General features: G+C 43.5%; 14 protein-coding genes. 8 read left to right on the top strand and 6 right to left on the bottom strand.

The window, feature by feature from the left end:
- Nucleotides 1-324: 324 nt before the first annotated feature.
- Nucleotides 325-1,425 carry a tRNA nucleotidyltransferase gene (locus tag NH462_RS10000; protein WP_253105598.1) on the bottom strand — a complete coding sequence of 367 codons (1,101 nt, stop codon included), beginning with the start codon at nucleotides 1,423-1,425 and terminating at the stop codon, nucleotides 325-327.
- 90 nt (nucleotides 1,426-1,515) lie between these two features.
- Between NH462_RS10000 and NH462_RS09995 the strand changes: the two genes are divergently transcribed.
- The gene (locus NH462_RS09995; RefSeq protein WP_253105597.1) at nucleotides 1,516-2,430 is read left to right on the top strand and encodes an AAA family ATPase; all 915 of its coding nucleotides are present in this window, start codon (nucleotides 1,516-1,518) and stop codon (nucleotides 2,428-2,430) included.
- 8 nt (nucleotides 2,431-2,438) lie between these two features.
- The gene (locus tag NH462_RS09990; RefSeq protein ID WP_253105596.1) at nucleotides 2,439-3,416 is read left to right on the top strand and encodes a general secretion pathway protein GspB; all 978 of its coding nucleotides are present in this window, start codon (nucleotides 2,439-2,441) and stop codon (nucleotides 3,414-3,416) included.
- 2 nt (nucleotides 3,417-3,418) lie between these two features.
- On the opposite strand, the gene NH462_RS09985 is transcribed toward NH462_RS09990, so the two are convergent.
- Nucleotides 3,419-4,630, bottom strand: coding sequence for an HD-GYP domain-containing protein (locus tag NH462_RS09985; RefSeq protein ID WP_253105595.1), 1,212 nt, complete (start codon nucleotides 4,628-4,630; stop codon nucleotides 3,419-3,421).
- Between the two features lie 128 nt (nucleotides 4,631-4,758).
- Here NH462_RS09985 and NH462_RS09980 point away from each other — a divergent pair, with 128 nt between their 5' ends.
- Nucleotides 4,759-6,072, top strand: a complete 1,314-nt coding sequence (locus NH462_RS09980; RefSeq protein WP_253105594.1) for an amidohydrolase — start codon at nucleotides 4,759-4,761, stop codon at nucleotides 6,070-6,072.
- 49 nt (nucleotides 6,073-6,121) lie between these two features.
- Here the strand turns inward: NH462_RS09980 and NH462_RS09975 are convergent, their stop codons facing one another.
- On the bottom strand, nucleotides 6,122-7,462 hold the full coding sequence (locus tag NH462_RS09975; protein ID WP_253105593.1) for a peptidoglycan DD-metalloendopeptidase family protein: 1,341 nt from the start codon (nucleotides 7,460-7,462) through the stop codon (nucleotides 6,122-6,124).
- A 151-nt stretch (nucleotides 7,463-7,613) separates the two neighbouring features.
- Between NH462_RS09975 and tyrS the strand changes: the two genes are divergently transcribed.
- Complete coding sequence (gene tyrS, locus NH462_RS09970) at nucleotides 7,614-8,813, top strand: tyrosine--tRNA ligase (RefSeq protein ID WP_017216498.1); 1,200 nt, start codon at nucleotides 7,614-7,616, stop codon at nucleotides 8,811-8,813.
- Nucleotides 8,814-9,120: 307 nt separating this feature from the next.
- Entirely contained in the window at nucleotides 9,121-9,372 is a 252-nt protein-coding gene (locus tag NH462_RS09965; RefSeq protein WP_017216497.1) for a DUF1289 domain-containing protein, read from the top strand.
- Here the strand turns inward: NH462_RS09965 and NH462_RS09960 are convergent.
- Complete coding sequence (locus NH462_RS09960; RefSeq protein WP_253105592.1) at nucleotides 9,356-10,045, bottom strand: hypothetical protein; 690 nt, start codon at nucleotides 10,043-10,045, stop codon at nucleotides 9,356-9,358. The two genes, NH462_RS09965 and NH462_RS09960, sit on opposite strands and share 17 nt — an antisense overlap.
- A 170-nt stretch (nucleotides 10,046-10,215) precedes the next feature.
- On the opposite strand from NH462_RS09960, the gene NH462_RS09955 reads away from it, so the two are divergent.
- From NH462_RS09955 to NH462_RS09945, 3 genes are read left to right on the top strand one after another with little or no spacing between them, the layout of a single operon-like run.
- Nucleotides 10,216-10,419, top strand: coding sequence for a DUF3283 family protein (locus NH462_RS09955; protein WP_010374667.1), 204 nt, complete (start codon nucleotides 10,216-10,218; stop codon nucleotides 10,417-10,419).
- Entirely contained in the window at nucleotides 10,419-10,844 is a 426-nt protein-coding gene (locus NH462_RS09950; RefSeq protein WP_253105591.1) for a GNAT family N-acetyltransferase, read from the top strand. The genes NH462_RS09955 and NH462_RS09950 overlap by 1 nt, the downstream gene beginning before the upstream one ends.
- Before the next feature lie 19 nt (nucleotides 10,845-10,863).
- Nucleotides 10,864-15,330, top strand: a complete 4,467-nt coding sequence (locus tag NH462_RS09945; protein ID WP_253105590.1) for an EAL domain-containing protein — start codon at nucleotides 10,864-10,866, stop codon at nucleotides 15,328-15,330.
- 9 nt (nucleotides 15,331-15,339) lie between these two features.
- Here the strand turns inward: NH462_RS09945 and NH462_RS09940 are convergent, their stop codons facing one another.
- The gene (locus NH462_RS09940; protein ID WP_010374674.1) at nucleotides 15,340-16,287 is read right to left on the bottom strand and encodes an ion transporter; all 948 of its coding nucleotides are present in this window, start codon (nucleotides 16,285-16,287) and stop codon (nucleotides 15,340-15,342) included.
- A 32-nt stretch (nucleotides 16,288-16,319) separates the two neighbouring features.
- Nucleotides 16,320-18,989 carry a bifunctional acetate--CoA ligase family protein/GNAT family N-acetyltransferase gene (locus NH462_RS09935; RefSeq protein WP_253105589.1) on the bottom strand — a complete coding sequence of 890 codons (2,670 nt, stop codon included), beginning with the start codon at nucleotides 18,987-18,989 and terminating at the stop codon, nucleotides 16,320-16,322.
- Nucleotides 18,990-19,093 lie beyond the last annotated feature (104 nt).

The following is a 19,093-nucleotide window of genomic DNA, read 5'->3' as shown; positions in this document are numbered from 1 at the left end:
ATAAAAGGTGTAATGTGTGATTTTGTTGTTCCTGTTTTGATTTTGTTTTTATTAATCATGGGGTTATATTTGTTTGTTGTGTCATCTTTTGTTTACGGTTAGTGAGTGTTTACAAATTCTGTTATTGTTTTGAGAACAATAAATTTATATTTGATAGGAATGGTATAAGTTTTAGCGGTAATTTTGAGCGTATTTGTAGCTGTATTTGTAATTTTTATGTAGTATTTGCTGTGTTAAAAATGAGCGTTTGATATTTTGGAGATCATTTTTGTGGGAACTTTTAAAGATAGGCTGAAAATCAACCTATCTTTTCACGATAGATGGCTAGTTCTGTATAGCTTTTAGGCGTCTGAGTTTGAGCTGCTCTTGAATAGCCTTTCCCTGATAGCCTTTTGCAATGATCTCTTGTACGTCTATGTTGCGAGTTGCTAAAAAGTTCTGTGTAAGTTTGTCACAAAGCACGCGTAAATTATCACTTACCTTGCTACAAATATAACAAAAACGCGCTAATTTCTCAGGTCTGCGCCATGCGTCAATATTTTGTAATATAATAAGCCAATCCTCCGGTGTTTTACTTTCCTTGCTCAATAAATCGAGATTTGTGATGAGCTCTTTGCTGCTTTCTATGTAACTATTAAGTACTTTGAATTGTTTTGCTTGCGCTAACTGAATCAAGCTAGTACCCGAAAAGTAACAGGCAAGGCTGAATTGTGCTAACCCATCTAACTCATCATTTTTTTCAAGTTTAGAGAGTGCATGTTGGAACTTTTCATAGGTTACTTTATCCCATGTTGGGATATATGGAGTGACAGCATCAAGCGCACTGAGCCTCCAAACGGTATGTAGAAAGTGCCCCAAACCTCTATCTTGGATTGTCTTTTCTATTTCTAGCCAAATACGCTCTTTGGTTAAGGTTTTTAATTCACCGTGAGCAACCATGGTTTGCATAAGCTGCCAAGTTTCAGCGGCAATGGTGAAGTTGTATTCTTTATAACGAGCTGCAAATCGGGCCACTCGTAACACTCTAAGTGGATCTTCACTAAAAGCACTGCTGACATGGCGTAAAATTCTGCTTTCTAAATCTTTTTGACCGCCATAAGGGTCGATAAGTGAACCATCATCATCTTTAGCAATTGCATTAACGGTAAGATCTCGGCGAAGTAAATCTTCTTCCAGTGTGATTTCAGGGCCGAAGTCGCAAATAAATCCGGTATATCCTTGACCACTCTTACGCTCAGTGCGCGCAAGTGCGTGCTCATCTTTGGTCGTTGGATGTAAAAACACGGGAAAATCATTACCAACCTGCTGATAACCAAGTTTGCTCATTTGCTCGAGTGTGCTGCCAACGACGACATAGTCTCTTTCTTTTACTGGGCGCCCTAGCAGTTCGTCTCTAACTGCACCGCCGACGAGGTAGGTTTTCATTTTCTATGTTCCATTTTCTGCGATTCGAGGTTTTATCTTGAACCGGATTTTGCCATTATAGAGCGCATCATAACAATAAAGAGACAAGTCGTGTATTTACGCTATTTTGGGTTAACTGAAAAACCCTTCTCGATTGCTCCAAATCCTGAATTTTTATTCCTTAGCGAACGTCACAAGGAAGCACTTGCACACTTAACCTATGGGTTGGGTGACGCGGGTGGCTTTGTGCTACTGACAGGTGAAGTGGGAACGGGAAAAACCACAGTAACACGCAGCATGTTGGCTCAATTACCTGAATCAACGAAAGTTGCTTTTATACTTAATCCATCACTATCAGAGCTTGAACTACTTGCGACGATTTGTGACGAGTTGGGGATTACTTATGACAGCAACAACGCCACGTTAAAATCGCTTACCGATGTGATTAAGCATAGATTGTTAGAGAACCATCATAGTGGTGGTCATACTATGTTGATCATTGATGAAGCTCAGCATTTAGCACCAGAGGTACTTGAACAGCTTAGGCTGCTAACAAATCTAGAAACAGATCATAAAAAATTGCTACAAATTGTATTGGTAGGTCAGCCCGAGCTACAGCATTTGTTACAGCGCAACGAGTTACGTCAATTGGCACAAAGGATCACAGCACGTTATCACTTGCTACCACTTAGCGAATCGCAAGTATTTGCTTATATACAGCACCGACTGCAAAAAGCTGGTTGTCAGCAAGCGTTGTTCCACCACGATGCGGTAGCCTATGTACATCAAGTGACAGCTGGGATCCCAAGATTAATAAACTTGTTGGCCGACAGATGTTTATTAGGTGCTTACTCGGCATCGCAAACTCAGGTAACGAAAGCAATCGCTGTTCAAGCTGCAAAAGAGGCGCTACCCACTAATTTAGTGCCAGTCGCAAACCAGGAAAAGAGTCGCGTGCCTTTATTGTTTACGGCTTGGCTTGGGGTGTTATTTGTTGCAGGCTTTGGCTTGGCAAAATTGGTGTAGAGGGAAACATGTCGTATTTAACAAGTGCAATGAAACAGTCGCAACAAGGCGCAGATGCCGAACAGGATTATTTGAGTCAACGCCAAGACGCCCAGCTCATTTTTTATAAAAAGCTTGTTACCTATGCCGGTGCGGGTCTCTTGTCTTTGTCTTCACTTGGGGCGGGGTATTATATTGGTAAGATAACGACCCCAGCAGAAGTGCAACCAGCAGTAACGTCTAAAGTGGAGCCGAAAAAAGAAGAGCAAGCTGAGCTTTCTACAGATCTTGCGCTGGAGAATAATCAGCAGGCGCAAAAAGCCAATGTTGCTAGTCAAGAAGTGAGTACACCAGCGACTACTTCAGCGACAAACAACACTGTTAATCCTAATCTAGCGACGCAAACTGCTGAGCCTGAGCAGCACTTCCAGTGGGTATCTGTGCAAATTGGCGTTGATAACCAAGGCAAGCCTTTATATCAACAACAATTGGTCCCGGTAGATTCTGTTAAAGCTGTACCTGTTGTTCCTGCCCCTACATCTGATGCCATTCAACCTAATCAGGTTACTCAAGATTCATCTCCTGGAGAGATCCAAATGGCTGGTGAATATGCGGGTTATCGCGTATTTGGCGCTAAGCCAAAACCACAAAATGATGAACTTGCCGGGGTATCAGAAGAACTTAAAAAAGCCTTTGCCGAGGCGGTAAAAGAAACGGCACCGCATGAAGAGCCGGAGGTGCTTTCTACGACTAAGGACTCTGCTTCAGCTACGCCCATCGCGCTGCTGCCTGCTCAATTGCAAAATAGTATTCCAAGCTTACGTTATCAAGCGCATATTTATGCTACCGACTCGCATGAGCGGTGGATAAAAATAAACAATAGACCTTTATATGAGGGTGATAGTCTAGGTGCTTTGACCGTTGTAGAAATTACACCAGAGCAAACACGTTTTGATTTCGACGGTATTGAATTCAGCCTCGAGGCAATGGAGGACTGGCTGCCTTAATATCAAGGCAGCATTGAGTGTTTAAAAAACCGAATAAGATCAAGCTTGAATTCTTCAGGCTTGATCGCTGACTCTAGCTCATCGTTTGCTTTTTTCGCGCTTAAATCTATATCCTGAACTTCAATGTAATGCATGTGCTTAGAGTGATAAAACACTTTTACTACGGGTTTTAGCGGCGTTTTGGGATTGCTTTGGGCAATAACACCGACCTTACCACTAGTGAGCTTTACTAAGGTGCCCACGGGGTATACGCCAATGCAAGCAATAAACCGGCTTAGTAGTTGTTCGTCAAAATGGTGAGGGCAGCCTTCACGCATTAACTTAAAGGCTTTAATTGGTGTCATACCTTCTTTGTAGACGCGCTCGGCGGTCAATGCGTCATACACATCTACAATAGCGGCCATTCTCACATGCTGTGGTAGTTCGTCCGCGGTTTTGCCATAAGGGTACCCTGTGCCATCTAGGCGCTCGTGGTGATAACCCGCAATTTCGCAAGCAACTCGTCCAAGACCCGCATTGAGCAAAATATCAAAGCTATATTTTGCGTGTGATTTCATAATGCCGTATTCATCTAAGCTCAACTTTCCAGGCTTATGTAAAATATCGTCGGGAATTTCTATCTTACCAATGTCATGGAGTAGTGCTCCTGTAGTCATTTCCTCGGTTAACTCTCTCGAATAGCCAAGGTGCTTACAGAAAATAGCCATTAAGATAGAAACATTAATAGAGTGCTCCAATAAATAGGCGTCTTTTTCTCTGATCCGAGCAATGCAGGAAAGCGCATCTTGATTACGAAAAACGGAGTCAATAAAGCCACTCGCTGTTGCTTTAAACGCCTCTATTTCTATCGCTTTACCCGCTTTAATATCCGCAAACGCTTTGCTTTGAATTGCTTTTGCTTCGTCGTAAAGTGTCACTGCGTGTTGCATTTCTGCGTCAACACTACACTTAGTTTGCCAAGGATCATGCTCTGGTTTATGCGGCTCTTCTATATTTTCATCATGAGGAGGTTCATCGTGAGGGTCGTGTTCTGAAAGGCGCTTACTGGGATCGACCGTTACCTCTAAAACACCACTCTTTTGTAGCTTTGTAATGCTTGTTTTCGTTCTCACCCAGCCCTTGGTTTTAATCGCAACTGAGCCTGTCTGCTTTGTCACACCGACAACAAACATACCTGGCTCTAAATCACTGATATTAATATTAATCTCTGGCATGAGGATTCCTTTAGTTGTGTCTTTAAGCGTAGCAAAGCTTGGTAAAATAGAAAGGATTAAAATATAAATATGATTGATTTTCCCCCAATAAACCCGCATCCTGAAAAAAACAAAAAGGAGTCTATCTTATGCGCTTATCTCCCTTGGCATTAGGCCTCATTGCCACTTTGTCTTGGCATGCGAATGCCAATTTGAAACAACAAGTTGCAGAGTCTATGCCTGAACTTGAATCTTTATACCTACATTTACATCAAAACCCTGAGCTCTCTTATAAAGAAGAAAAAACAGCAGGGCGTTTGGCGGATGAAATGCGCAGACTAGGTTATGACGTGACTGAAAATGTGGGTGGTTTTGGTGTTGTCGGCATGCTGAAAAACGGTGATGGTCCAACGGTGATGATCCGAGCCGATACCGATGGTTTGCCAATTATTGAAGAAACAGGGAAGCCATACGCGTCAAAAGTAAAGGTGAAAGATGATGCGGGGAATTTGGTTGGTGTGATGCACGGTTGTGGTCACGACATCCATATGACCAGTTTAATCGGCACAGCAAAACAGCTAATGGCTAACAAGGAAAAATGGCAAGGTACATTGATGTTAGTAGCTCAACCCGCTGAAGAAGTGGGGGGCGGCGCAAAAGCCATGTTAAAGGAAGGGTTGTATACTCAGTTTGCTAAACCCGATCATGTTATTGGTTTACATGTAAGTGCTGCGGTTCCTGCCGGTAAAGTGGCGATCGCACCGGGTTATGCTCTGGCTAATGTTGATTCAGTTGACATCATAGTTAAGGGGAAAGGGGGCCATGGGGCCTATCCACATACTACCATCGACCCTGTGGTACTGGCATCGCGAATTGTTATGGGACTACAGACCATTACATCACGAGAGATCTCTCCGTTAGAACCGTCGGTGATCACAGTAGGCTCTATTCACGGTGGTTCTAAGCACAACATCATTTCAAACGAAGTGAAGCTACAATTGACGCTACGTTCTTATAATCCGGATGTACGTGAGCAACAAATTACGGCAATCAAACGCCTGACTGCAGGCATAGCACAAAGTGCAGGATTGGAGGACAGTCTTGTGCCTGAGGTTATCGTTCATGAAAGCGAAAGCATTCCATCTACGTATAATAACCCCGAGTTGGCTGAGTTTGTAACTAGCGCCATTAAGCAGGAAATTGGTGCAGAAAATGTTGAACAATCTCAGCCGGTGATGGCTGGTGAAGATTTCGGCTTATATGGTCGTACTGATGACAATGTGCCAATTACCATTTTTTGGCTAGGTGGTGTTAATCAAGCAGTATTCGATGCGGCACAAAAAAGCGGTGAGCCTTTACCTTCATTACACTCTAGTAAATTTGCGCCGGATTATCCTATCGCCATCGCGACAGGAGTAAGAGCAATGACCAATAGTGCACTTGCTTTATTTAATCAAAAATAAACTTTAGCTAGCATAGTAAAAAGGTAGCCGCGGCTACCTTTTTTAGTTTTTAGTCTTTGTTTGCTGCTGCAAGCATTAACTCTCTATTGCGCTCTAGTTTTACCAGCATTGCATCCGCAATGGGTTTGAACTTAGCTAGCTCAGACTGAGGTAATGGTTCAGACTTCGGCAGTTTTACCGTTTTAGGGTTACGGTGTACACCGTTTACTAAAAACTCATAATGAAGATGAGGACCCGTCACACGGCCGGTTGCACCGACGGTACCAATTTTTTGTCCTTGCTTCACTTTTTGACCTGTTTTCACGGCACGTTTATTCAGGTGTAAGTACTTGGTCACATATTTGCTACCGTGCTGAATAAATACATAGTTACCATTGAGCCTATTGTAGCCAGACTTAAGTACTTTACCGTTACCTGAGGAAACCACCGGTGTGCCTACGCGTGCCGCATAGTCTATACCATTGTGAGACGACACCCGACCAGTCACGGGGTGAAGGCGACGCGGATTAAAGCTGGAGCTGATATATTTGAAGTTAACCGGTGCTCTTAAGAAGGCTTTTTTCATGCTGCGGCCTTCAGGGGTATAGAACTCATCATCAGTATGACGAACCGCACTGTAGCGCTCGCCCTGATTGATAAATTCGGCTGCAATAATTTTGCCATTGCCGATTTCTTCACCGTCTACGTAGTGCTTTTCAAACACTAATGCGAAAGAGTCACCCTTGCGAATATCGTTTGCAAAGTCGACATCCCAACCAAAAATATCGGCGAAGTTCATTATTTGACGTTCGCTAAGACCGGCTGAAATACCTGCGCTCCAGAAGCTGGAGCTGATCTCGCCACCTGCTGATTTTTCGCGAGTTTCGATTTCTTTGCTTTCGATTTTAGTTTCGTAGCTACCCTCGTCGTTTAGAGTGACCAATAAGGTGTCCGTTTTTGACAAGATGTATTTTAATTGAGCTAATTCACCCTCATCATTGCTAGCAAAGCTAAGCACTTCTCCCGGGTGGATTTTAGTCAGCTTACGGGTTTCTGCGTTGGTATTGACCAGATTGTGTAACGTTTTGGCAGAATAACCTGCGCGTTTAAAAATCACGGCTAGACTGTCACCAGACTTAACTTTGTGGTCTTTAAATTCAAATACAGGTTGTTTAGGGGCAGACTCAGGCGTGATGGCTGGCGCTGCATCTAATTCAGTAAGTTGCTCTGTTTTTTCTGATATTTTTACTGGCAACTCATAACGTTTCCCAACTTCTAAAGCTTTTCCGTCATTGTCTTTTGAAGCCGTTGCTTTTTCAGAGGGGATCAGGGCAATTCCGACCATCGCAGATAGGAAGCCGATGATGAGCACTTTGTGCTTTTTGGGGAGCTTATGAACCACATGAACCATAATGCGCCTTTTCTGCTGTCAAGAATTATTGTAGATAATATTGCAGGATATACGTAATAAACCCGTAATACCAGCGTTTTGTGCATTTAAACTCGGATAAATATAGGCTAGAATCGAGCGATTACAAGTTATAGCTGTTGGAGTGAGAATTGTGGATTTAGAAACTGCATTTGCAGAGATTAGCCGTGGTGCAGAAGAAATTCTGTTGCAAGATGAATTAAAAGAAAAGCTGAAGTCAGGTAAAAAACTACGTATTAAAGCGGGTTTCGATCCAACAGCGCCTGATTTGCATTTAGGACACACAGTGCTAATCAATAAAATGAAAACCTTTCAAGACTTAGGCCACGAGGTGATTTTCTTGATTGGTGATTTCACCGGTATGATTGGCGACCCAACGGGCAAGAATGTAACTCGTAAGCCACTCACTCGTGAAGATGTACTGGCAAATGCAGAAACATACAAAGAACAGGTTTTCAAAATCCTTGATCCTGCTAAAACCACAGTTGCATTCAATTCTGAGTGGATGGAAAAGCTAGGCACTGCCGGTATGATCAAGCTTGCTGCACGTCAAACTGTGGCACGTATGCTTGAGCGCGACGACTTTAAAAAGCGTTATGCAAATGGCCAAGCAATCGCAATCCACGAATTCTTATATCCACTGGTTCAAGGTTGGGACTCGGTTGCATTAGAGGCGGATGTTGAGCTCGGTGGTACCGATCAGCGCTTCAACCTATTAATGGGTCGTGAGCTACAAAAAGACGAAGGGCAAAAGCCGCAAACAGTACTGATGATGCCGTTACTTGAAGGCACCGACGGTGTACAGAAAATGTCTAAGTCATTAGGTAACTACATCGGTATTACTGACGCGCCAAACGATATGTTCGGTAAAGTGATGTCGATTTCTGATGATTTAATGTGGCGTTACTACGAATTACTAAGTGCAAAAACACTGGATGATATCGCTGCACTTAAAGAAGAAGTTGCGGGCGGCCGTAACCCTCGTGACATTAAGATTGAATTTGCAAAAGAAATGATTGCTCGATTCCACAGTGAAGCTGACGCTGAAGCGGCACATCAAGACTTTATCAAGCGTTTCCAAAAAAATGCCTTACCTGATGAGATCCCTGAAGTCACGGTAACTATCGAAGGTGAAAGCACGTTTATCACTAACTTGCTAAAAGAAGCAGGTTTAGTGGCAAGTACTTCAGAGGCGATGCGCATGATCAAGCAAGGCGCAGTAAAACTTAACGGCGAAGACAAAGTAACAGATACTAAATTAGAAGTTACTAAAGGTTCTTGTGAAATCTACCAAGTAGGTAAGCGTAAGTTTGCGAAAGTAACGGTAAACTAAATTAGTTTGCCTACACTTCATCTTAAAAAGGCTAGGCTAGCGAGTGACTAGCCTTTGTAATTTGAGATATAAAAAGAGCGGTTATCGCTCTTTTTCAAGACAAGTCAATTCCCGCTTCAATTTCGCCTATTCCCACGCAAACTTTATTCTTAATTAAGCTGCAAAAATCGCCTTCAAACCTTGATTGATTTTGATCATGAACATTATTTGAGTGTTGTTGAATGCAAGCAAGCTTATCAGAATTACACCTTGGCAGAGTTTACCCTAGCCAGTATGCTTAGGTTAGGGTTAATGGTGTAGCGCATACATGGAACAAATTGAGATATTCGAGATCCCAAGTCCGTGTAAGGGGATCTGTCAGGTAAATAATCGCGGTTATTGTAAAGGTTGCTATCGCAGTCGCGAGGAGCGCTTTGAGTGGAATAATTTGAATAACGAGCAAAAGCGTAAAGTTATCTCGTTGTGTCAGCAACGTTATAAAAGGTATCTGCAACGAAAGTCAAAATCAGAGCATATGGATGATGATCAAAAAGGGGAAAACTTTAAATTTGATATTTAGCTTTAAGCATTTTTATTATTCCTTGTCGCTCAAACTCCTCTAACTTTGCTTTGATAAGTGGAACTAGTTGTTCGTTACGCTTATGTACAAAGTGGAAACTTTCAACGACGGCTAAATTTTTTATCTGTAATGTTTCTTCATTTATGTTCTTTAGATGTGGCTTTAAGTGAAAGTCGAGTATTAATGCACCTTCAACCTGTTTCTGCATGACTAAGTTAAGCTGCGCCACCGCGCTTTTAACGCCAATAACATAGGCTGTGGTATGGTGTTCAGCCAAATAAGTAGTTGCGACAGGGTAGCCGCTGCGGACCGTTAAAGATTTGATTTCGTTAAGCTTGCAGTGAGCACATAGGGTGAATAACTGTAAATTAAACTGAAATAAAGGATAGTCAATACGGCGCAGGTTTGGATACTCATTCTCCACACTGGCAACTCGAGCTAGCTGTCCGTCTAAGTTTCCTGCGTTGGCTGCAATTAAAGAGCCTTTATGATTAAACTCCTCAAGGCGTAACTCTATTCCGAGAGATTGATAAACCATTTCCATCAGCTCTATCACATAGAGCGCTTGTGGAGTTTGCGGCGGTTTATTGAAGCGCATAACTTTTGGCAGTTCATTCGCGGCGTGTGCAACAGTTGAAATAATCATTAGTAAACACAGTAATACGGCTTTCAATCCAACTCCTTCGGTGGGTCACTCAGCGATTTTTATGCATTTAAGTATACATAATTTTTACAATAAAGGGCACGCTATCGCGCTTTAATCAAAACTAGATTTTGCTGCAATAGACAGACTGCCTTGTGATACACTTGAGCTTTCCTTTGCTTAAAATTGAATGATGCGTAATGAGCTATAACCTGTGTTTGCTACCTAGACAAGAAAAATACCAAATTCAACTAGAGTATGAGGCGTCGTTTTGGGCCTACCAAATAAAACGAGGCAAAAAAAGTAGAGAAGCGATTTATGACACCATCAATCAAAGGCCGTTGTCTGAACAGGATACGCTAAAGCAAAAGTTTGAGTATTACCTGAGTCTAATGCTTGCTTGATGCTGACAATTGAATTGCTCCCCGCCGTAATGACGCCGCTTGTTAATAAGTTTTATGCTGCACATAAGGTGCGGGGACGAGCTGCAAAACACGACAAAGTTTGGGTTGCAAAAAATAGCAATGAAATTATCGCAGCTTGTCGTTTGCAGCCGGTAGACGGATATTGGTTGCTGGTGGGCGTTTATATTGCTTCACAACATAGAAAACAAGGCATTGCGAAGAAACTAATTGAAACCGTTATTGCACAGTTTCGTAGTCAGCAGCCACAGCAGATAATTTATACTTTTGCTTACTGTCATCTTCATGACTTTTACAGTGCACTAGGGTTTCAAAGCAATTCACGAGAGCTACCACCCGAACTTGCTTCTCGCTTATCTAGTTATCTTGGACAAAATCGTCAACTCGTGGCAATGTATTACGTCTAGTTAACAACCTCGGCTTTTTATGTTTCGCCTGTGTTTTATATTTTGTATTTGCCTATTTACTGCATTGGTAAATGCTGCACAAATTTCTCGACTTTCACCCGCGGAAGGATTATCACAAAGTTACGTAAATACGTTGCTCATAGATGAGCAGGGCTATTTGTGGCTTTCTACCGAAGGAGGACTTAACCGTTACGACGGTTATCAAGTGCTGGACGTGAATGGACCAGATGGCGTGCTTGATAAAGTGCAAGTGAATTATATTTACCAGGACAACCTTGGTGGCATTTGGATCACCACGGGGATCGCGGGTTTATTGCGATACGACCCGATGAAAGACGAGTATAGAAAGTACATAGAACCCCCCTCCACAGAGGACGAGTTTTATTCCAATTTGGTTAATATCGTTTTAACCAAAGATGATGACCATATGTGGGTTGTACGCACCAATGATGTTGCTATCCTCAATATCCATACAGGCAAACTTGAGAGTGAAGTGACTTTACCGCTAGATGAAGAAAGCGGTTTTATACGTGCCGTTTATCAACATCAAGACATCTTGTTTATCGCCACTTCAGAGCGCTTGTTTGCATATCATTTAACAACGAAAAAACTAAGACCCCTTGACCACCTTGCTCCCATTGCACATCCCTATCAAACAAATACTAAATCACTATTTATTTTAGACCAAGATACCTTGCTCGTGGGAGCGGTTCAGGGGATGTACGAGCTAGATATTTCTCAATTACTAAAAGATTTTGACGCAGAGGTACCGTTTAAAACGCTGCTTCCTGAGCTAAACATATGGAAAATGCTCAGACATGATGAACACACCTTGCTACTTGGTACCGACAAAGGTCTTGTTTATTACACGATTCAAGATGGCAATGCGGTTCGTGATAAGCGTTTGTCTACAAGCGTATTTTTGCCATCAAATACCAGTGTTATCGATATTGTTAAAGACAACTATGGTGGGCTTTGGGTTGCGACTAAAGAAGATGGTGCATTTTACTTACCAGACAGCACGCTGGCGTTTGACAACGTTAGCGATCTTACCGTTGAAGGTGAAGGTTTTTCTCACAGTAATGTCTGGGCAATGCATGAATCTAATCAGTTCTTGTGGCTGGCAACAAATGACGGCCTAACACGATACAACTCAAAAACCAGAGAGACTAAACAGTTTCTAAAGGGTTACTTGGGTGACGAAATTCTCTCAGAGTTTATTATCTGGAAGATTGCGGAGTATAACAATAAGCTTTGGCTAACAACTGTGAAAGGATTGTTTGTCTTTGACCCTATTACTCATGAAGTGACAAGACCCAAGGCTAATAACCCAGAAGATAAAGAGATACTGACCTCCTTTGTGAAAGGAGGGGAGTTGTTAGCTGATGGTAAGTTTTATTTCGTAAATAGTGACATTGGGATGTTCGTTTATGATATTGATACAGCAGAGCTGACACACCTGACGAAGTCATTTGAAAATGTCGATCCGTTTCTTACTTATGGCTTCTACCCACCACTTCCAAACGAACCGCTTAAACCCCTTTACTACTATGCTGGCGTATTGCTGCAATATGATCCGCAGTTGGAAACGCTAACTGAGATCTATAAAGCGCCAAAGGCAAATAAGCATTTAGCGGTTGATATCACCACCTATACCATAGATAAAAATAATATCTTGTGGTTGTCGTTATCATCCTTTGGTTTGATTGGTCTGACGCTGGACGGTTATGAGCCGATTTATAACATCGATTTAAAAGCCCATAAAATAGATACTTTGATGTATGAAATGCGCCAAGACAAAGAAGGAATGATTTGGATGTCATCTCACAAGGGAATTTGGCGTCTAGATCCGGATAATTTGCACTTACAACAATTCACCACCGAGGATGGCATACTTTCTAATGAATTTAATGGTGGTGCTTCCGTGATGTTGGAAGATGGTCGCATTGCGTATGGTATGTTAAAAGGGTTTGTGGTGTTTTCTCCTGATGACAATCGGCCTAAAAAGCCATTACTTGATCATGTTAATATCACCAGCGTGGATTTAATTTCTCGGCCAAATCAAAAAGCTGGATTAAAGCAATTTGATCACATTGAACTTGAACATGACGATATTGGACTCGAAGTGTCATTCTCTGCGATGGCATTTAGCTATCAGGATCGGATCATTTATGAGTATCAAATATCTGGTGGTCAGAAGATCTTGAGCCGCAATCAAAATCGTGTGGTATTTCCTAAACTTAATCCCGGTGAATATGCGTTAAAAGTGTGGGCCAAAGACCCATTAACGGGCGATTATACGCCGCCTGCAAAATTAACCATTAATGTAAACTATCCCGCGTGGCGTTCACCCGTTGCGATTGCTGGATATGTGTTTCTCACGCTCTTACTACTGTCTCTTTGGAGCTATCGAAAGTATCGTGTTGAGCAACTTATTCTTGCCGCTCATAAGGAAACACAAGACCGCGAAGCTAGGTTGAAAATGGCGCTAGAGGGAAGTAACTCCGGCGTATGGGAGTGGCATGCGGGTAGTACGTTAATCTATCAGCCTCGATTAGTTACGGAGCTCGACTACGAGCTTGAGAGTGTCGGCTTGGACGATTACCTGCAAAAGATACATCCCTCGGATAGAGCCATGTTCCGTTTACAGTGGCTTGAGTTCGTCACAACGAACAAAGGGTTTATCGACTGTACTTATCGATTAAAAGACAGCAAAGGCCAGTGGCGTTGGTATAAGGATTTTGGCAAGGTACTCGAGTGGGATGAAGGTAATCCCACACAAGTGGCTGGCACCTATACCAACTTAACGCGTGAACGTTTATTTGAAGAGCGTGCCGCATTATTTGGGGCTGCGTTTGAGCAGACCCGTGACTGGGTTATGATCTTAGACAAAAGACTACGTATCCAGGCTTGTAATCGTGCGATGCAAAATGCCTTTAACCTTGACTCTATCCCGTCATCAAGTACTGCGGTAAAACTTGGGATGTCGAGACAAAAGCGGATGATGTATTTACGCCAAACGTTGGCGTTGGCAGTACATCAGCACTTGAGTTCAGAGGAAGTCGTTAGTCTGCCTAATGGTGACGAAAGAGACGTATTGATTAAGATTAGTGCCGTGGCAAATGGTGATGGCGAACTATACAGTTATGTCGTGGTGCTAACCGATATTAGCCAACAAAAGCGTACTGAAAAAGAGCTATATCAGCTCGCTAACTACGATTTACAGACGAAGTTGCCGAATAAAGCGTTATTGATGGATAGAGTGCAGCATGCTATCAAGCAGTCGCAGGCTCAAGAGACACATTTTGCATTATTGGTAATCAAATTCAATCGCTTACAGAATCTATACGATATTTATGGTGCAGACTTTGTGGCCGAGCTGCTTCCACTTCTTGCAACAAAGCTACGCTGTTGCTTCCGAGAATTAGACAGTTTAGCAACGGGGCATGATAAGTCGTTTTATGTGCTGATGGAGCATCTCGATAACCCTGAAAAGGTGCATCAATATGTAGAGTGTTTAGTTCACTCATTTAGCACACCTTTGGAGGCTGCTGGACATACTGTGCAGATGCAACCAACGATAGGAATTGCAATGTACCCGGATGATGCGTCCGACGCTTTTGAGCTCAATCAAGCGGCTAAGGCGGCCCTTGAGCATGTCAATGTACAACAAATTTCTAGTTATCAGTTTTTCCGCGAAGAGATGAATGGCAAGGTTAGACGTTCTCGTGAAGTCGAACAAGCGCTTATGCGAGCACTCAAAAATGGTGAATTTAGTAATCATTATCAGCCAATTGTCGATGTACAAAGCGATACCTTGCTTGGCTTTGAAGCGCTATTACGTTGGCCTGAAAATAGTGAGTTTTGCGCTCAGGAGTATGCGCTAGCAGCTGAACATGCAGGCGTAGTTACCGAGCTTACCTTACAAACCCTTTCTCGGGCATTGGTTGAATTGAGACACTGGCAAACCATTGAGCGCGATTTGTATATATCTATTAATCTATCCGCCATTGATTTTGAATCCTCGAGCTTGGTCGATAATATTCAACAGGCGCTAAGTCGCAGTAAAGTGTCTGGTCACTCAGTGGCTTTTGAGATAACGGAAACCGCATTGCTTTCTAACGTTGATAGCGCGGTGAAAGTGATGAAAGAAATAAAAGCACTAGGCTGTCGTATCTATATGGATGACTTTGGGACGGGGTACGCCTCTTTGACCTATCTGCAACAATTGCCTATTGATGTCATCAAGATAGATAAAAGCTTTGTACAACAAATTGCTGAGGATCCTGAAAGCTATTTAATCATTCGCTCATGTGTAAATTTAGCGCATGGACTGGGATTAAAATGTGTCGCTGAAGGGGTGGAAAACGACCTACAGTATCAGCGAATTAAAGCTGAGCAAGTTGATTATTATCAAGGCTATCGCTTCAGCTCGGCGATTAGTGGTGAACAGGTAGCGCAATTACTCTTTGAAACATCGCTGTAGCCTCTTTGGCTACAGCTTTTTACCGCAGTGGCGACAGTACATATGATGGACGCGTTGACTGCTCATTAGTTTAATTGCTTGGTTCGCTTCCAATTGGCTTAAGCCAAGCTCAATACGAAGCGCTTCTAAATGGGCTCTTTCACTTTTGTCGACATCGCCATCGACTAATGCATGCAGCACAGCCTCATTGAACGCATCTCGACGTTTGCGCATTTGGTCCGCAAAGCTTGAAGCCAAGAGGCCTGTGGGGATCGCGACCATACCCATACTGAGTAAAGTGATAAGACCACCAAAAAATTGCCCGAGCGGGGTGATTGGTACAACATCGCCGTAGCCCACGGTGGTTAGAGTGGCCATCGCCCACCACATGGCTTTGGGAATGGAGCCAAACTTATCCGGTTGCACATCGTGTTCAATAAGATAAATCCCGCAAGAGGCCATGATAAGCACCACACTCATAATGAAAAAGGCAGCAAGTAATGAGCTCGACTCTTCTTTAAATGCTGCGAGCAGCAACTGCATGGCTCGAGAGTAGCGCGTCAGCTTAAAGATCCTGAGTAATCGAATAACACGTAAAAAGCGCAGATCAAAAGTGATAAAGGCCATTAATATGGTTGGTAAAATAGCGATGAGATCAATCACCGCCAGCGGTGATATCAGATACTTTAGGCGCTTTTTCCAATTAGGTATATCCAAATGGCGGTAATCAAGTTTATCGACACAGCACCAAAATCTCAGTAAGTATTCGATGGCGAAGATGGTCACACTTACTAACTCTAGGGTTAGAAAATAGTGATGGTAAACTGTTGCTAAGTCGCGCTCAGATTCCAACACGATAGCGACGACATTGGTTAAAATCAGGGTGATGAGGAAGATATCAACTGCCCGCCCAAGTTTTCGATACTGCCCTGTAGCCTCGAGCACCGCAGCCGTTTTTTCTCTGATGTGAAGTTGCATCAAGTTGCCAGCATCCCTTATCTTTTTTGTGTTTAGTTTAAGTGTAACACCATCTGAATGGTGCCTTCCTCAAAATCTCGAGATACGGTAAATCCAAGCTTTTTGGCAAGTCCTATCATACCGCTGTTTTCTGGCAGGGTGATCCCCTCTATGCTTTGCACGCCCTGTTTACGACAGTGCTTTATAGCGGCTTCCATGAGTATGCGTCCAAGCCCAAGGCCTTGGCAATCTGAGCGTACCACTACGGCAAATTCAGCCACTTGGTTATCTGGGTCCATCAATACGCGTGATACTCCAAGCGTTTGGTAGCTAGATTTATTAGGCACAGTGACGATAAACGCCATTTCTCGGTCGTAGTCAATTTGCGTCATTTTGGCGAGCTGTTCATGATTAAATTGCGGCAGTTCACCAAAGAAGCGGCGGTATCTATCTTCTTTACTTAAAGACTGATCAAATTCTTGGTGCGCTCTTTCATCCTCAGGACGAATAGGTCTCAAGGTTGCGGGGCGGCCATCTTTTAACGTCACGGTTTTTACCAGCTCTCTGGGGTAAGGTCGGATGGCCAAGCGCTTACGGCCAGATACCGGCTCGTATCGTCTTAGCGTAATACTGGCGTCGAGCACCTGGAACTGACCCGAGCAGGCCAAAATAGGATTGAGCTCCATATCAATGATATCGGGTTGGTCGACTACCATTTGAGACACTCGAGTGAGTAGGGCGCATAAACGGTATTTATCGACCTTTTCAGGTAGTGCCCGCTCTTTGATAAAGCCTTTATCATGGGCGGCTGCAATTAGGTACTTTGCAAGGTTCATATTCAGTGGCGGCAATGCCACCGCAGCTTGCGAGAAATTAAGCCCAGTGCCCGCCTCACCCAGTAAAATAACAGGGCCGACACCGGGTTCGGTTTTTACCGCTATCCGTAATTCTTGTCCACCAGCGCGTTTTGCCATGCGTTGCAAAGAGAAACCTTCTATTTCAGCTTCGGGTGCCGCCTCACGGATCCGTAGTAACATCGAAAATGCGGTTTGTTCTACTTCTTCGGCATCGTTGAGGTTGAGTACAACCCCACCCACTTCCGATTTAGAAGGAATATCATGGCTTATCAGTTTGAGTGCAACGGGAAAGCCAAGCTGCTGAGCTTGCTCTTTCGCTTCTGAGGGGGTGAGTGCGATTTGTGTCTCTATACATTCTATATCGTAATTAGCCAGCACCTGAGAAGCCAAATGGGTCGCGAGTTTATTGGCACCTGAATTTAAAAAGTCATTGATTAAACGTTTGCTTTGCAGGTGTTGCAGCTGGCCTTCATCACTGTAGGACTCAGGTGTTTGCGTGAGATGTTTTTGGTTTCGACGGTAGCTCACCAAGTGCATAAAGGCGCCAACGGCACCTTCTGGGGTGCGATAAGTTGGGATCTTAGCATTTGCGCATACAAGCCTTGCGGCGTAGGCCGCTTCTTCACCCATAAAGTTTGTCATCACATAAGGGCGTGCCATTTTTGGAATTTTGGCTAGGGTTTGTGCAATGATCTCGGCATAAGCGGTACTTGGCGCAAGCGCTGAAGGAGTATGAATTATCAATAAGTTTTTGACTTCGTCAGCCTTTAATAAAATCTCTAGTGCTTGTTGGTAACGTTTTGGCGAGGAATCACCAAAAATATCTATAGGGTTACAAGCATGATCCGTTTGTGGGATCAGGGCGCTGAGCGCTTGCTTGGTCTGCTCGCTTAGCACCGCCAGTTTGCCTGAGTTCTGTAGTAAGGTATCGACGGCCATAATGCCTGGGCCGCCGCCATTGGTTAAAATGGTCAGCTGTTCTACTTGCAGCAATTTGGGGTGTAAAGCAAGGGTTTGAGTGGCAGCAAATAGTTCCCTAAGATCGTTTACCCTCAGCATACCAGCACGCTGGAACATAGCATCATAAACCGCGTCATCGGAGGTTTTGCCGCCGGTGTGATTCAGCGCAGCGATTGCGCCAGCCTTGGTTTTTCCGGTTTTTATGGCGATGACAGGCTTACTAAATGCAGCGGCTCGAGCTGCAGAAATAAAGCGCCTAACATCGTCGATATTATCAATGTAAAGCAAAATAGCTTGGGTTTTTGGATCCCGTCCAAGGAAATCAAGTAGTTCGTCGAAATCGATATCAAGGCAGTCCCCAACGGAAACAAAGTAAGAAAAGCCGATTTTTTTATGTTGTGCCCAGTCCAGTATGGTTGAACATACCGCCGCCGATTGTGAAATAAAAGCAAGCTTACCGGGCGCTGCAACGGTATGAGAAAAGCTGGCATTAATACCCAAGTGAGGAATGAGTAAACCGAGACAATTAGGACCAAGTAAAGTGACTTTCGCTATTTTGGCAGCTTCTTTTAATTGTTGTTTGTGCTGATTATCAAGCCCCGCCGCGATGATGATTGCATGTTGACAGCCAATATCACCAAGTTCATTGATGATTTGCACTAAGGTTTGTTTGTTGGTACAAATAACAGCGAGATCAGGGACTTTGGGGAGCTGCTTGATGGCGCTGTAGGCGAGCACCCCATGCACGGCGGTATGCTTTGGACTGACGGGCATAATGGGCCCTTTAAAGCCGCCTTGTAGCAAGTTACGCATTACGATAAAGCCGGCGCGATCAGGATTGTTAGAGGCGCCAATCACCGCGATGGATTGGGGGTTAAAAAATTGGCTAATACGCTTTACGCTCATACTGTTTCCTAGTTCAGCCGCAGCTCATAAGCACCACTCTACCATTTTGCTCGCGGTTTTCGAGTGCAATTAAGGTAGACTTTGATCTATCCCCTTAATAATTG

It is taken from the genome of Pseudoalteromonas sp. OANN1 (genome assembly GCF_024124685.1).
GTDB lineage: Bacteria > Pseudomonadota > Gammaproteobacteria > Enterobacterales > Alteromonadaceae > Pseudoalteromonas > Pseudoalteromonas piscicida.
Note: the sequence above shows the minus strand (reverse complement) of the source record. Positions and strands in the feature narration are given on the sequence as shown.